Genomic DNA, 14,899 nt, shown 5'->3' on the forward strand with positions numbered 1-14,899 from the left:
GGCACATCACCTACGGTAATTGTTTATGGAAATTCTACGTATCATAGCCAAGGCTTCTTCAATGCTTTCAGCTTCGTAAGCTATGGTATCGTGGAGAACAGCTGCATCGGGATCTTTTAGTGCATGACCCGTTGCAATAACAACTACTTTTTCATCTTTATCAATTATCTTCTCTCTCCTAAGCTTGACAAGACCGGCGAATGCTGCCGCACTAGCTGGTTCTACTCCTAGTCCTTCTCTTCTTGCAAGAATCCTCTGCGCCTCAAGGATTTCCTCATCACTAACATCTATAACAACACCATTACTCTCCTTGACGGCTTTTAGTGCCCGCATCCAGTTTACAGGTTTTCCTATCCTGATCGCTGAAGCAATGGTCTCTGGGTTGTCAATGAAAACTGGTTCACTGGAACCTGTCTTGAAGGTCTTTACTATGGGTGCTGCACCAGATGCCTGCACCCCGGCTAATCTCGGTAACTTGTCTATCAATCCTGCTCTCTTGAGTTCTACAAGGCCTTTCCATACAGCAGATATATTCCCTGCATTACCTACTGGCAAGATAATCCAGTCGGGAACACCTATTTCATCAATAATTTCGTAGGCTACAGTCTTCTGCCCCTCAATTCTCCATGGATTAATAGAGTTTAATGGGTAGACAAGCATTTTCTTTGATGCCTCAATAATTACTTTCAATGCTTCATCAAATCCTCCTTTAACGAAAACTATTTCAGCTCCATGGAGAATTGCTTGCGCTAGTTTCCCTTTGGCGACACTTTTCTTCGGCAAAACTATCAATGGCTTTATTCCTGCTCTAGAAGCGTAGGCCGTCATTGAGGCCGAGGTATTGCCTGTGGAAGCACATGCGACTATTTTCGCCCCCAAGTACTTTGCCACACTAATAGCTACAGTCATTCCACGATCCTTAAAACTACCAGTTGGGTTAGCTCCATCGAATTTTACATAGACTTCTTTAACACCAGTATACTCCATAGAATTGACAGCCTTGATTAAAGGAGTGCCTCCTTCGCCAAGAGACACTATTTTCGCTTCTTGGGGCAACGGTATTAGTTCTCTATACCTCCACAGCCTGAATGGTCTACTTCTAAATAGACTCCATGATACCTCTGGCAGCTTCTTGAATTCTACTTGAAGTAATCCATTACAAGAACATAGTACTCTTTTTTCATACAGATTATACTCGGAAGAACAAGAGATACATTTTAATACAACTAACCTGTTTGGCGCATCCTCATCACCTAGCCACCTATCTACAAGACTGCCAGTATTTAAATATTACACTAGTGTACGTTCAGTGGGAATAAATAGATCTATGATAGTACAGCTGTTTATTTCACTAATCTATAGCCTATAAGAACTGGTTTATAGTGGCCTGAAGGCCGGGAGGGAGCCCATCATCCCCTCCCCCTCTCTAAGGGGGGCGTTAGGGCTCCGTAGATATTCTTTCTCATAATGGGATTTATAGGTATCTATAACATAAACGTGATCTCTATGAGAAGGAGTGTTATTATTGGTGTAAGCGAGCCTGTGATCACCACGATGTCGCTTACTCCTGCGCCTCCCAGTATGAACTCTATTTTTCTTTTCAGACTGACATGTATGGTTTTGATTACATCTACCCCAATTATTATACTGAGGTATCCTATTGAAGAACTCAAAGGAATGCATACTAGTGGATTGCCTATGTTATGAAAGACTATTATGGTTGAACTAGATATAAGGAGTGATGTTGGAATAACCGATAACCCAATACCGTAGCCTACTATGTGTATTGACGTGTAATAGAATATTATGGACAACACTATAAGCAAAATAATGGTCTTGTACACTTCTATACATGTGGCAACATGGATAATGAAAAGCGTACTTAGAGAATATATAAGAGGGGCTACGAAACCACCTATATTCACCGCCAGTTTATTTAGTTTACTTGTTTTCACAACATACATTGACCCAAATACTATACTCATAGTGTAAGCTATAGAGATCGCTAGTGAATCCCATAGCTCAAAACCGAGTACACTATAGTTTATTGTTGACGACAACAATATCATCAAGCATACTATAATCTCAGCCGAACCAAGTTTCTTTCTCTCAAACACAATATCCACTATTATCTACACCACAGAGCTATTATTACTGCAAGACACTAGTATAGTAGAGAAATGAAGAAAAGGTTTCTGGAGGAGACTCCTAGTAATGTATCCTCATATACTAAGGTCTGTTGTAGAGGGTGTTCACTTAGCAGTATACTCTAGTATAAAACCAGGCGGAATCCATAGGCTAAGACTCGATGAGGAAGCATACAAAATGATGTCTTCCTGTACTAGTACTATAGAGTACATTATGAAGGCTATTGAGCTCGGAGAAAGAGTTCGGAGAGGGGAACTAGCTGCTACTGGCATCAATCTAGGAGGGCTTTATGCTAAAGCATTAAGAGAGGCATATAGATGGCTTGGTAGAGGAGTGTACCCGGACATCATAATACCTTCACTGACTAACGCATTAATATTATCGTATACTGAAGTCGAGAGTGTTCTAGAGGATCTTGGAAGCGTGAAGAGAGCTAGGAGCATATTCATTGATGGAAGTCAGTGGCGTGACGTGAGGGAGCTCATGAATGCATTAAAGACTATAGGTGCTGAACAAATGGTCACTCATCTCCAAGAAGTAGGGCTGACTTACACTCATGCTCTAACAGAATCAACTGGACTAACAGAAGTATTCAATACCTTGTCCAGTAAATGGCCAGGATTCATAACAGTTAATCCACGTGATGACACAGTATTTAACCTGGTTAGAAAACTCATGGAGTACAATAGAGAATACAGCGACTTCAACAGTGCTATAGTAAGACTCTATCTAGAAATAATTAAGCCACGGTTACCTGATTGGGCGCTAAAGTATGTAGAAGAAGCATTAAACCATAAGTTAATGGATACTAGAGAGGGAAGCAAGATCCTATTCAATCTTGACTTGAAATTAAGAAAAGAAGGCTTCACATACGATCAATACATACCGCTCTTGGCTGCTGTTCTACAACTAGCAGTATACGATGGCTTTAGACCTCATTACTGAGCTTCTTCACCAGCTTCTTCTATAATTGCTTCTTTATGCTCTGGGGGTATGATCAGCTCGTATTTCTCGATAACTCTCCTGGTTCTAATCATTGCTTTTACACGTGGGCTCAAGAAAAACGGGGCAAGTACAACGCCTGCCATGAAGCCTCCTATATGGGCCCAGAATGCTATACTGGAGTAGGTTAGTCCTACGAGGACAAGTATTCCGAGTATCAATTGTGTCAGGAACCATAAGCCAATATAAGCCCAGGCTGGAAGAGTCACAAACAATGGTATTATTGCTATAAAGTACACTAGACTAAGCTTTGTTCTAGGATAGTATATGAGATACGCCCCCATGACACCACTTATAGCGCCCGAAGCCCCTATCGCCGGCACAGTCCATGGCGAGAAACCATAGTTTGTCAACAAGTATTCCTGAGGAATAAAGTATATTACAAGAATATTCACATAATGCGCGAAGAGACCTGATATAAAGTAGAATAATAGGAACCGCTTACTACCCATCGCATTCTCAACTGCTCCACCGAAGAAGTAGAGGAAAAGCATGTTTCCAAGCAAATGATAGAAATCACCGTGGAGAAACATTGATGTAAACAACGTCCATAGTTTTTCTCCTCTAACAATAGCTATCGGCACAACACCCAGCTCTCTGTATATATCACTAGCCGATATAGCATATGGAAGAATATAGTTTGGATGGAAAACAACTACTATGTGGACAACAACATTAATCAATATAAGTAATATTGTTGCAACAGGGAACCTGCCGTACATTACATCTTCAGTAGTCTTTGCAACAGGAAGCATTACCGTATACACCTACTCCTATTAAAAGACAATAGGTCGCCAAAATAATATAAGAATATCCATATACACCACTACACTAGTCATCCAAGCCATTGTAGTAATCCCTTCTTCCCGCCAATAACTATTTCAAATAATTTATTGAACGCCGGTAAACTAACATTGTATACTGGTACATTGTTCACCAACACCTTCTCCACCCTAGCATTATGGGCATGTCCATGGATTACTGCATCAAACAAGTCTGGCGTAATAATTTTCTCCATTCTCTTTGACGCAAGATAAGGCCATACATAAGGTTTTTCTCCACGAAGATTCCTGTATGTTACACCATAATGTGATACTAAAACCAGGTAATCCACTTCACTCCTGATCTTCGTGGCTAACTCCTTTATTTTAGCTGGGAGTTCTTCATAGTATTTACTAAGCCAGGGCATGTTTTTTGATTGCCACAAAGTTGGTTTCTCCAAAGCGCCTCTTGTCCCGATAAATCCTATTTTAGAGCCCTTTATCTCGAGGATAACATAGTTGTCTTTAAGCCATATAACTTGCTCATATCTTCTCATATACTCTTCCTCGTATTCATGGTATTCCTCGTTACCAAAAACAGCCACTATAGGTTTCCCTTGAGAGAGACTAAGTGTTTTCTCATAAGCAGGCTTGAGAGCGGATATATTATTCTTTTCAACAAGATCTCCAGCCCACACGATCACATCAATTTTACTCCAGTCAACAGTTTTTAGCAACTTCAAGTATATGTCTAAATATCTAGGACTATGTATATCAGATGTTGCTAGAAGAGTTATTCCCATCAATGTTTCCGTCCTCACACTAGGGATTAATACGAGATAAAGGTTATAAAGGATACTAAAATGATTTAAGCGAGACGTAGCAGTGGAGGGCAGAAGAACAATGACCATAGGATTACTAAAGGGTATAAACGCCCCTGGCCATAAGGGATGGACTACTGTAAAGTGCTCGATATGTAATAAGAAGATCGATTTGTTTGATGCAATAGATACTGGCGAAGCATACTATTGCCCAAAATGTGGTGCATTCTTCTGTGCAGCTGATGCAAAGAGACTGAAGTACAAATGCCCTTACGATAGAACAGAACTACAGCCATACTATTAAGGATCTTCATCAACTATTGTTATTGCTCTTTGGGGACACAATGGAATACATCCATAGCATTCTTTACATCGACTGCTCTCGACAACAAGTTTCTTATCTTCTATCCGGAATACGTAAGCTGGACAATACTCTACGCATAAACCACATAAATCACATTTATTCTCATCAACAATAATATTAACCAAATCCTAGAACCACCTCACATGGTATAGACAGTGATAGTATACGTGTAGAGGTGAGTAATAGGTTTGAAGCTCAAAGCCGACATGCATATTCATACAACTGTAAGTGACGGTAGAGCTAGTCCCTACGAAGTAGTCTTAACCGCCATCGAGAAAGAACTCGGCATAATAGCTATAACAGACCACAATAGTTTTCGCGGAGGCATACTTGCACAAGAGTACGCCAAGAAATATCAACACGAGATCATCGTCATTATTGGGAATGAAGTTCGGACAGTTCATGGAGACGTACTTGTATACTGTAGTAGCCCAAAGAACATACCCAACATACCGAGTTCGCTTCAGGAGCTCATAGACAAAGCACATGAGAATAACTGTCTTGTTGTCCCAGCACATCCATTCGACTCACTTAGGCTAGGCATAGGTGATTTGGTATATGAGTTGAAGGGATGGGATGCTATAGAAGTATTTAATGCATCAGCTAATCGTGGCGCTAACAAGAAAGCAGAAGAGGCTGCCAGAATACTCGGACTCCCAGGCTTGGCTTCATCTGATGCACATATACCGGAGTATATTGGGACAGCATACACCATTATTGAAATAGACGACTACAGCCCTGAGGGTGTCTTGGAGGCTATTAGGAAAAACAAGGTAACGCCTGTTAAGAGGTATCCCCCTTTTAAGTATTTTGTAAAAAGAGTCCTATGGACTATAGAGAGGAAAACTGTCAGAGCACTACTTTACGGGCACCACGATTACTCCGAGGCCTAGTTCTTCGCCTTCTGGTTTCTCTTTATCATATACACGTACATCTCTTATCTTGTGGAGATCCTTGATCTCGTCAACCACTCCCTCGAGTTCCCTAGGGACATACACAGTGGCGTCAAGAGGCTCACTTAGCTTTAATCCCTTGTTCTTCTTGTAAGTCCATATGAGGGAGTTTACTTCAACAACTTTTTCAAGGAGATCAGGACTCCACTCAAGCCATTCTTTCTCGGGTTCTGGGAATCTTTCTCTATGCACTGTTCTACCATAGAGTCTCCTATAGATGGCGTCGGTGACGAAGGGCATTATTGGTGCTAGAGCACGTAGTATTGTGTTGAGTGTTGTGTAAAGTGTATACCATGCTGCTTTCTGTTCTTCACTACTATACTTGCCCTCCCTATTGTATGCACGTGATTTAACGAGCTCCAGGTAATGACTAGCGAATATATTCCATGTAAACTGGTAGATCTCGTTAATAGGCTCGTATACATCGAGTTCACTATAAGCTTTATCTATCTTCTCGATTACTCTAGCGAGTTTCGCTAGGAGAGCCTTGTCTAGAGGACGTAGCTTTACCTCTTCTTTCTTCGGTTCAGGGAAAGCTGATATGAATCTCGCTATGTTCCATAGTTTTGTTGCAAACAACCTACCTGTCTTGATCATTTGCTCACTGAACCTGTAGTCGTAACCCAGCTTGCTTGCTCCAGCAGCCCAGAACCTGAATGCATCTGCACCATATTTCTCGAGATAGGGATCTGGGTCTATGATATTGCCTTTACTCTTATGCATCGCCTCACCTTTCTCGTCAAGCCCCATACCAGTAATTCTTACCCATCTGAAGGCTGGTTGTCCTGTTAGTTGGTATACTCTGAGCAACGTGTAGTAAAGCCATGTTCTTATGATGTCCTCGCCTTGTGGACGTAACGCGTTCTTGAATCCTCTCTTGAACAGCTCTGGGTTTCTCTTGTAGCCGGAGGCATAGAGTACTGATATACTGCTGTCAAACCATGTATCGAAGACTTTCTTCTCGCCAACAAGTTTTTCTTTTGGAGCACCACACTTGGGGCACTTGTCCCATGGGGGCTCGTCTTTCCATGGCCTATAGTATTTTCCTGGCTCCGGGAGAAGGACTGCTCCACATTCACTACAACGCCATACCGGTACTTCTGTCGCATAATACCTGTCTCTACTTATTGGCCAATCGGCTGTTATACTCTCGATCCAGTCGATTAGTTTTCTGCGATGCATCTCAGGCTTAAAATCGATCTTATAGGCAATTTCTTTTATCTTGTCTTTGTACTCTAGTTGTTTAAGGAACCATTCGCGTGTATTGATTATTTGTACGGGTGTTTTACATCTCCAACAAATAGGAACTGAGTGAACGATCTTTTCCTTCTTGACTATAAGCCCTTTTTCTTCAAGCAACTCTATGATCTTCTTTCTAGCCTCGTCAACAGGCAATCCAGCTATAGGCCCTGCTTCACTCTTCATTCTACCATCTTTATCCACTATGACGAGAGGCTCTAGCCCGAGGTCACGGAACATTTTCACGTCTACTTTGTCTCCATAACTACATACCATGACGAGGCCTGTACCGAATTCCCTGTCTACTTCCTGGTGAGTCATTATGGGTACTTCGTGTTCGTACAATGGTACTATAGCGTGTTTGCCTTTTAGATCCTTGTATCTATCGTCTTCAGGATGAAATACAAGTGCTTTACAAGCCCTGAGTAGTTCTGGACGTGTTGTAGCCACAATGACTTCTTTACCAGTTTCTTTTACTAGGAATTTGATGTAGCATAGATAACCTTCTTTGTCTTTATACTCTAGTTCAGCGTCAGCAAGTGTTGTCCTGCATCTAGGACACCAGTTTACAGGTCTCTCGGCCTCATAGATCAAACCGCGTTTATACAACTCTATGAATGTCTCCTGGGTGATCTTCCTGTACTCTGGGCTATCGGTGCCATTCCTCCAGTAGTCGAAGCCACATCCGAGCCTCTTCCATACCTTCACGATCTCTTCTTCAGCTTTATCAAGGAATTTCTTACAGAGCTCGAGAAACTTTTCTCTACCCTCAGGGGTAGATGCTATTTCATGCGGGTTTATACCATAGGCTTTCTCAACCTGTACTTCAACAGGAAGACCATTCCTGTCAGCATAGAATGGAACCAGTACATTATATCCTTTCATCTTAAAGTATCTAGCAATCATATCTATTTGTGCGTAATGAGCCGCGCCGCCAACATGCCATTTACCGCTAGCATATGGTGGAGGAGTATCTATTACAATAATTTCTCTCTCATCGCTTGGGTCGAAAGTAAATTTATGCAGCCCCTCTTCCTCCCACTGTTTATAGAGCTCGGGCTCAAGATTGTGATCCCATCGTTTCTCCTTGATTCTGCTACTAAACCTACTGGACTCCATAAAAAGACACCCACTATAGGCTTATCCTCATCAAATACTTTATTGTACTACGTTTAACGAATTATATGATGATAACAGTATTTATATTTTGTAACAAGAAGGTAATAAGAGCAGTCTTTTAAGGTAATTTAAGGTAGTTCTTCTTCACGTGGAGCATTACACCCAATGATCTCCCAGGATTTGTAGAAGAGTCTCTCAATGTCGTTGTATGTGAGTTCTCCATTGATTATGTATCTAACGTTTACGGTCTCTGTCTTGTTCTTGGCTTTTACGCCTACGACAATGGTTTTCTCTATTTTATTGGCGAGATCCTCGCCAAGGATCTTAAGGTAGTCTTTCTTGTCGATTTCACTATATAGTATACAGTACTCCTTGTTCTCTAGGCATTTCTCGCTAGTGATTTTGTGAACGAATCCTTTCTTGTAGACGTCGACAGAGACTGTTTTCTTACCGTTTTCCTCGATTATGAGGACCCTGTAGTATCTTAGAAACCAGTACTCACTGACATTACTTGGTTGCTCCATTGTACACACCTTGTTCATGGTTTGAAGCACAGGTCTTCAACACATTTTGTTAAACCATATTCTCTAGCTATATTGAATGCTTCTCTAATCTCTTTCCATGTAGGTCTTCTAGCTATATCTGGGTAGTTCTTCGGGTTTCTAGCTACAAGGTATTCTGGTCTATACTGGTCCATTATGTTTACTAGAACTCTAGGCAGGTGTTTACCAATATACTCTAGTACTTTCCTAGTACAACACTCTATGTGGTTTGGCAACACTAGGTGGCGTATTATGATTTCTTCTCCTTCGTCATGTATTATCTTCAAGTTACGTGTAACTATATCAAAGTAGTTTTTCACGAGAGACAGTTTTTCTCCACACTTGTTGTTGCCGTACTTGAAGTCGGGGAGCCATATATCCATGAGGTCTTTGATAAGCTTCAACGACTCGACGGTAAGATACATGTTGCTATTCCATAGTTGCGGAACGTTTACGTCCATATACTTCATGCTCTCAATAATAGTGTGTATGTTAGGCGTTGGATCGCCTCCAACATGGTTCACGTTCCTAGCACCGGCTTTCCTCAATTCCTCTTGGATCCTAGCCAGTGTCTTGGCATCAACTTTGATCCCATGGGTAGGGTGTTCCTGGCTTATATCCCAGTTCTGGCAGAACACGCAATGGAAGTTACATCCACCATAGAATATCGTCCCGGATGGTACCAGGACGGACTCCTCGCCCATGTGTAGAAAATACGTGTGGACAATCGTGGTAGCATCTACTCTACAAGAACCTATCTTGCCTTCACGCCTGTTTATACCGCATCTCCGTTCACAGAAACAACAAGCCTCAACCATCTTATTGGCTATAGCGATCTTTATATCAAGTAGACTGTACTCGGGAAGAGGTAGTTCGTCGAGACTAGACCCGCCCTCCTTGATCTCTCTGAATACTTTCTTGAAGACAGCCGCGTACTTGTCATGGAGTCTCCACAGCTCGTTAATATCCTGTATCTCATATGGATTCTCGCTAACCTCAATCCTCTTAACGATCCTATATTTCGCTGGAGCCTCGTTCCTCATAACGCGTAGGTACCAGTCTAGTTTCTCCCTGACATCCGGGTCCTCCCAAATCCTTATGGCATCGGGTCTATAGAGTACTAGAGAATAAATGTCCACGGGATCCACCGACAACTCTCTTCATCACCCCTGATTCGAGAATGTTTATGCCGTGTTTAAGCAGGTAGACATGTAGTCTGGCTAGAGGTAGTCCGACAACGTTGTAGTAATCACCGTCAATCTTCTCGATCAATAGGGATCCTAGACCCTGGATTGCATAGCCACCAGCTTTCCCGAGACCCTCAAGACTCGCAGCATAGAGTTCTAGTTCTTTATCAGTAAAGTACCTCATTTTCACACGTGTCTCCTCAACAAAATAATCTACTGTTTTCTCGCTCATATCTATTATGAATACCCCGGTCAAAACACGATGCCATCGGCCACGAAGCCTCTTCAGTATAGCAACTTGTTCATTAACACTAGGAGGCTTTCCGATAACCCTACCATCATCTATAGCTATAATGGTGTCGGCAGCAACAATTACGGAGTCCCTAGGCACTAGATCGACTACACTGTATGCTTTTCTCCTAGCATTCTCGAGAACAACCTCCCTAGGATCACCATCATAAACCTCCACTACACCGCGTGGCTCAACAACAATAAAGTCGGCTCCAATAGCTCTAAGTAACTCTATCCTACGCTTACTCTTCGTTGCAAGCACTAGTTTCTTCACAGCCAAACACCACTAATGATACTCTAGAGTATTTCTCCGCAAACCCTTTATTCTATTTTTAACCAGAAGAAGAATTGACTCATTGGTTTCTCTAAATACCGTTAAGGAAGGTTGTCTGGGAGTGTAAACACAAAAATCCTATGTCTTTTTCGCAAAGACCATCCTTCCTGGTATAGTGAATGCTCTCCCACTTTGGTGTAGTAGTATGCCTGCTTTCTTGAGGTCCCATCCATACCTAGTGTATATGTCTTCTCTAACTCTCACTGCCTCTACGCGTCCTATGAATAGTGTTGATTCTCCTGCTTCAACGATTTTCTCTAGAGTACACTCAACGATGCCGTATGCTCCGTCTATACCTGGTGTCGTGATTTTTATTGGATCTAGTGGTTTTAGCCCAAGCATTTCCCATTTATCAACAGTTTTCCCTGAGACCGTGCCTGCCTTGTAGACAATATCGGCGTGTTCTACGCCCATAATGTTTATTGTGAACTCTTTTGTTTCACGTATAAGCTGGTTTGTGTAGGCTTCTCTACTAACTGCTATGAGTACTAGTGGTGGCTCCTCGCTTACCGGTGTTGCCCAAGAAACAGCCATCACGTTGTATCCTCCACTAGGCTTCTTCGTTACTATAAGGTATGCTGGCCTCGGGTGGAATACATAGTAGCTTGTTGGATCAATTTCTTTGTATGCCATCACCTACCTCCCTCGATCACGTAGGCTGTTCCGTATCCCACGTATATTATCTTGTCTGGATTCAGTACTTCTATTATCTCGGGCCTATTCGTTGCAACTATGAGTGTTATACCTGCTTTCCTCGCCAACGAGCCTATTTTCCTCGCTACTCTCCGGGCGGTAACCGTGTCGAGATGGGCTGTAAACTCGTCTATTATCAGCAGGTTTGGTTTCTCGGCGAGAAGACTAGCGAATTTTGCTCTCTCTTTCTGTCCTGTAGACAACTCGCTGAATCTCGCTCTATAGAATACTGCGTCACTGAGCCCAACCATGTTCAGGATTTCTACTCCAGCCGCTGGGTCGCCTATCTTGTAGGTTACATGCTCTAGTAGTGTCTCGGCGCCGAAAGCTGGCTCGTGCTCTCCTGGAAGCAGATAAGCTACTTTAACGTTGTCTGGTACCTTGACTTCCCCGCTACTAGGCCTGTAGTTCTCGTCTTCTCTCCTACTCGGGTCAGCTGCTCCTATGATCATTCTGAGCAGAGTTGTCTTGCCCGCGCCGCTGGCCCCGACTACAACCACTATTTCGCCAGGCTTGATCTCGATGTTCACGTCTCTGAGAACATATTTCTCGACAATTCTCCTCTCAACACCAAACGCGATCAATACTTCGCGGAGCCCTGGTGGTAGACGGCGTACATCTAGTTCGCTCCTGAAAGTCCTGGTGAGGTTTTTGATTACTATGGGTTCTTTTAATGGTTCTACTTTACCATACCTGCTCTTGTAGAGTCTGCCTCCGTGTTGTCTAGCGTACTTGTCTTCCTTGATGAACTTCTCTATTCTCTCACGGGCCTCGTTTGTCAGCGGGTACATTAGTACTGGGCGTCCGCTGCCAGTGTCCCACATGTAGTAGAATCCTGCTTTCTCGAAGAACGGGTTGTATCGCGCCATCATAGCTATTGTTTCTACCACGTGTTTCCTACGCTTCATCTCGGGTACCCTGCGCTCTCTAATCCATTCCACAGCTAGTTTCACAGCAGTATACCCGAGCCCGTCACCTCTATAATCGGGGTGCACGACTACTCGCGCTATCCTGGCTGCAGCATTATTGACTATCTTGAGTGCTTTCTCGGAAACTTCTTCGCCAACAATAGCTCTAGCCAGCCGCTTCGACTTGTAGAGCCCGTAGAGCTCCCTGTACCTCCTAATGATCTCTCTCCTATCCTCGAGTGCTGTAGGCCAGTATGTTGGGTGGAACCAGTCTCTCGGAAACACTTTCTCACGAATCATCTTCTCCACTGAGCCATCCGGGAGCCTACGGTTCATAAGAGGGATCGGTGTGTCTACACGAACATAGGCTACCACACGTGGCTCGTAGGGTCTCCTATTAGCTAGCTCGAGTATGAGGAACCGGCTACTAGGCAGACTACCCCTGATCTCCTGTAGCCTCATGGGCACGTTGTCTCTAGGGCATGTAGGCTGAAGGTTAGCCTCCTTATACATACCGCATACAGGGCAACGCCATACAGCTACGAGCTCTTCTTTACTAGCGTAATGGTATTGTTCTAGGCCGACGATTTCCATGTAGTCTTCTTCTGTGAAAGCTTCTCTGGCAATAATAGTGTACTCATAGACCTTCTTGGTACCGAGAGGATCTTGTCTCTCAAGCCTAACCTCCTTGTAGAACAAAGGCCATACCTTTATTTCCTCTCCACCATAAATCCTGTAGAGCTCATAGTCGTTAAACCCAAGCACATAAACACCATTAATCCTCCTAGGCTCATTCTTCAAGACAATCCTTACTTTCTCACCCTTGCTAAACCACTGAGAAACAACACCAGTCATCATCAAGTACACTGGAGTCCCATCAAGATCGACTAGCAGCGAGCCAAACCATCTATACCCACGGCGATCCATAGTCTTAAAAGGCTCCTCTAGAACAACAGACTCCACAACAACACCCCTACCAGGAACACGAGACACAAAACACCACCACAACACAGCCGCACTAAACACAAAATACTACAATAACAAAAATTAATCTACCTACCCATCATAGAAACCAAGGGAAAAACAAATAGAACCTAGTACAAGCAATAGAGAAGAGAATACACTTCTCAGGCTTCATTTTAAGTATTTCCTTGACTGTTTTGGTGCTTCTTTTGTTATTCTCTCGTATTTGTTGTATATACTAGATGAATTCTTTATGTGTTATCGTTGGTTGATCGTGTATACTGATTCTTTGTATAATTGTTCCAGTTGTTTTAGTGGTATTATGTCTCCGTATTTTTCTATTATTTTCTTGATTGCTTCTATTTGGTTTTCTATGTTGATGTATCTTGTTGTTAGCCATATTATTGTGTCTAGTTGTAGTGGTGGTATACTTGTTTCTTTTGATATTTTCCTCCAGGTTTCTAGTACTAGTTTCCTGTGTTTTGTCATGAGTGTTTCCACATGTTTTCTGAGGTTCTCTCTCGTCAACTGTTCTTCTGTGGGCTCGACTATGCCGCTTGTTAGCGTGAACGTTGTTATTCTCTTGTCGACAGGTATTTCGATACGGTGGTCTATTACTGGTTTCCCGTGGCATATCCTGCAGACATAGCTGTACATTTTTGCAGCGAAAACTATTGTTTTCGCGTTTACTGGTTGTCTATAGATGGTGGAGAGTTGCTTGACGAGACTGTATAAGTCATTACAGTACTTGCTTGGTTGTTCTAGGAGTGTATTGTAGAGTTTTGAGGAGAAGAATTTCCTTAGCCTACGTATTTTTGCTGCGATGGAGAGTCTGTTGTATCTACTGTGTTTCTGGAGGAACTCTATGAACAATTCTTCTAGGCTGCCATTGTGTTTCCTGAAGAATTGTGATACTTCTGTCCAATAGTCTTCACCATACCCGGTTAGCCTGTAGCTGATTAAGGCATTGGCTACTGCTACTAAGAAGGCTGTTCTACAATCTCTCTCCCTAGCGAGATCCTTTAAGGCAATGTACTGCGGATCCCTTGTCTCGAGAACGAGTATTCTCTCAACACCTATCTCCTTGAGGGCTCTGGCGACAGCCTCTATTCTACTCATGTTCACTCTATACATCGGCTGGTACCTTGACCTGTTTTCCCGGGATAACTATATTACCGCCCTAATATATTATGCAAGCCCAAGTAGTAGTCCATGACTAGTCTGTATGGATGTGCTTGAGTCATGTATAGAATTGTTGTTGCTGTAGATGAAGAAGGCGTTCACGTTAAGGGAGCTAGGTCTGCTGATAAACTGTTGTTCATAGACCTTGATACGCGTAGTAGGATCGTTAGGGAGAATCCTTTGAAGCAAGGCCTGATGGGTATTGTCGAGGATCTTCTCGAGGAGCTTGGTCCAGCCGTGTTTATTTGTAGTGAGATAAGTGATAGTGATAGGTTTTTCTTTGAGGAGAACGGTGTGAAAGTCATTGTTACACCCAGTAATCTTGTTGAAGAGCTTCTGGAGTATATTGGTCCAGAGTAGTAGCGAGTACGTGTAACCCGGGAGAATCCTGC

General features: G+C 42.8%; 16 protein-coding genes. 4 read left to right on the forward strand and 12 right to left on the reverse strand.

The annotated features are described in order from the left end of the window. Positions 1-6: 6 nt before the first annotated feature. Positions 7-1,212, reverse strand: a complete 1,206-nt coding sequence (locus J4526_00480; protein WFO76257.1) for a threonine synthase — start codon at positions 1,210-1,212, stop codon at positions 7-9. Between the two features lie 272 nt (positions 1,213-1,484). Continuing rightward, positions 1,485-2,126, reverse strand: a complete 642-nt coding sequence (locus J4526_00485) for a DUF1614 domain-containing protein (GenBank protein WFO75417.1) — start codon at positions 2,124-2,126, stop codon at positions 1,485-1,487. Positions 2,127-2,214: 88 nt separating this feature from the next. On the opposite strand from J4526_00485, the gene J4526_00490 reads away from it, so the two are divergent. Continuing rightward, the gene (locus tag J4526_00490) at positions 2,215-3,093 is read left to right on the forward strand and encodes a hypothetical protein (protein WFO75418.1); all 879 of its coding nucleotides are present in this window, start codon (positions 2,215-2,217) and stop codon (positions 3,091-3,093) included. Here the strand turns inward: J4526_00490 and J4526_00495 are convergent. Both J4526_00495 and J4526_00500 read right to left on the reverse strand, forming a co-directional pair. Continuing rightward, positions 3,087-3,905: a rhomboid family intramembrane serine protease gene (locus tag J4526_00495; GenBank protein WFO75419.1), complete on the reverse strand. Its 819-nt coding sequence runs from the start codon at positions 3,903-3,905 to the stop codon at positions 3,087-3,089. The genes J4526_00490 and J4526_00495 overlap by 7 nt on opposite strands. A gap of 80 nt (positions 3,906-3,985) precedes the next feature. Continuing rightward, on the reverse strand, positions 3,986-4,714 hold the full coding sequence (locus J4526_00500) for a metallophosphoesterase (protein WFO75420.1): 729 nt from the start codon (positions 4,712-4,714) through the stop codon (positions 3,986-3,988). Between the two features lie 100 nt (positions 4,715-4,814). Here J4526_00500 and J4526_00505 point away from each other — a divergent pair, with 100 nt between their 5' ends. Beyond that, positions 4,815-5,036 carry a hypothetical protein gene (locus J4526_00505; protein WFO76258.1) on the forward strand — a complete coding sequence of 74 codons (222 nt, stop codon included), beginning with the start codon at positions 4,815-4,817 and terminating at the stop codon, positions 5,034-5,036. Here the strand turns inward: J4526_00505 and J4526_00510 are convergent. Next, the gene (locus J4526_00510) at positions 5,033-5,221 is read right to left on the reverse strand and encodes a 4Fe-4S binding protein (GenBank protein WFO75421.1); all 189 of its coding nucleotides are present in this window, start codon (positions 5,219-5,221) and stop codon (positions 5,033-5,035) included. The genes J4526_00505 and J4526_00510 overlap by 4 nt on opposite strands. A gap of 81 nt (positions 5,222-5,302) precedes the next feature. Here J4526_00510 and J4526_00515 point away from each other — a divergent pair, with 81 nt between their 5' ends. Further along, positions 5,303-5,989 carry a PHP domain-containing protein gene (locus tag J4526_00515; protein ID WFO76259.1) on the forward strand — a complete coding sequence of 229 codons (687 nt, stop codon included), beginning with the start codon at positions 5,303-5,305 and terminating at the stop codon, positions 5,987-5,989. On the opposite strand, the gene J4526_00520 is transcribed toward J4526_00515, so the two are convergent. The 7 genes from J4526_00520 to J4526_00550 all read right to left on the reverse strand — a co-directional run bounded on the left by J4526_00520 (position 5,954) and on the right by J4526_00550 (position 14,459). Then, entirely contained in the window at positions 5,954-8,407 is a 2,454-nt protein-coding gene (locus J4526_00520; GenBank protein WFO75422.1) for a valine--tRNA ligase, read from the reverse strand. The genes J4526_00515 and J4526_00520 overlap by 36 nt on opposite strands. Positions 8,408-8,535: 128 nt before the next feature. Then, complete coding sequence (locus J4526_00525; protein ID WFO75423.1) at positions 8,536-8,931, reverse strand: hypothetical protein; 396 nt, start codon at positions 8,929-8,931, stop codon at positions 8,536-8,538. Positions 8,932-8,945: 14 nt separating this feature from the next. Then, complete coding sequence (locus J4526_00530) at positions 8,946-10,103, reverse strand: radical SAM protein (GenBank protein ID WFO75424.1); 1,158 nt, start codon at positions 10,101-10,103, stop codon at positions 8,946-8,948. Beyond that, the gene (maf, locus tag J4526_00535) at positions 10,060-10,701 is read right to left on the reverse strand and encodes a septum formation protein Maf (GenBank protein WFO75425.1); all 642 of its coding nucleotides are present in this window, start codon (positions 10,699-10,701) and stop codon (positions 10,060-10,062) included. Before maf ends, J4526_00530 begins: the two co-directional genes overlap by 44 nt. Before the next feature lie 138 nt (positions 10,702-10,839). After that, a complete protein-coding gene (locus tag J4526_00540; GenBank protein WFO75426.1) occupies positions 10,840-11,394 on the reverse strand; it encodes a flavin reductase family protein in 555 nt (184 codons plus the stop codon). Continuing rightward, a complete protein-coding gene (locus J4526_00545) occupies positions 11,394-13,289 on the reverse strand; it encodes a GNAT family N-acetyltransferase (protein WFO76260.1) in 1,896 nt (631 codons plus the stop codon). Before J4526_00545 ends, J4526_00540 begins: the two co-directional genes overlap by 1 nt. 294 nt (positions 13,290-13,583) lie before the next feature. Then, positions 13,584-14,459: an N-glycosylase/DNA lyase gene (locus J4526_00550; GenBank protein ID WFO75427.1), complete on the reverse strand. Its 876-nt coding sequence runs from the start codon at positions 14,457-14,459 to the stop codon at positions 13,584-13,586. Positions 14,460-14,567: 108 nt separating this feature from the next. Here J4526_00550 and J4526_00555 point away from each other — a divergent pair, with 108 nt between their 5' ends. Then, complete coding sequence (locus J4526_00555) at positions 14,568-14,867, forward strand: hypothetical protein (GenBank protein WFO75428.1); 300 nt, start codon at positions 14,568-14,570, stop codon at positions 14,865-14,867. Positions 14,868-14,899 lie beyond the last annotated feature (32 nt).

This window comes from Desulfurococcaceae archaeon MEX13E-LK6-19, from assembly GCA_029637525.1.
Taxonomy (GTDB): domain Archaea; phylum Thermoproteota; class Thermoprotei_A; order Sulfolobales; family Desulfurococcaceae; genus MEX13ELK6-19.

Excerpts from the sequence above, each read along its gene's own strand:
- J4526_00500 (WFO75420.1), bottom strand. The coding sequence starts at position 4,714 with ATGGGAATAACTCTTCTAGCAACATCTGATATACATAGTCCTAGATAT.
- J4526_00540 (WFO75426.1), bottom strand. The coding sequence starts at position 11,394 with ATGGCATACAAAGAAATTGATCCAACAAGCTACTATGTATTCCACCCG.
- J4526_00495 (WFO75419.1), bottom strand. The coding sequence starts at position 3,905 with ATGCTTCCTGTTGCAAAGACTACTGAAGATGTAATGTACGGCAGGTTC.
- J4526_00545 (WFO76260.1), bottom strand. The coding sequence starts at position 13,289 with ATGGATCGCCGTGGGTATAGATGGTTTGGCTCGCTGCTAGTCGATCTT.
- J4526_00555 (WFO75428.1), top strand. The coding sequence starts at position 14,568 with ATGTATAGAATTGTTGTTGCTGTAGATGAAGAAGGCGTTCACGTTAAG.
- J4526_00550 (WFO75427.1), bottom strand. The coding sequence starts at position 14,459 with ATGTATAGAGTGAACATGAGTAGAATAGAGGCTGTCGCCAGAGCCCTC.
- J4526_00520 (WFO75422.1), bottom strand. The coding sequence starts at position 8,407 with ATGGAGTCCAGTAGGTTTAGTAGCAGAATCAAGGAGAAACGATGGGAT.
- J4526_00515 (WFO76259.1), top strand. The coding sequence starts at position 5,303 with ATGCATATTCATACAACTGTAAGTGACGGTAGAGCTAGTCCCTACGAA.
- J4526_00505 (WFO76258.1), top strand. The coding sequence starts at position 4,815 with ATGACCATAGGATTACTAAAGGGTATAAACGCCCCTGGCCATAAGGGA.
- J4526_00490 (WFO75418.1), top strand. The coding sequence starts at position 2,215 with ATGTATCCTCATATACTAAGGTCTGTTGTAGAGGGTGTTCACTTAGCA.
- J4526_00525 (WFO75423.1), bottom strand. The coding sequence starts at position 8,931 with ATGGAGCAACCAAGTAATGTCAGTGAGTACTGGTTTCTAAGATACTAC.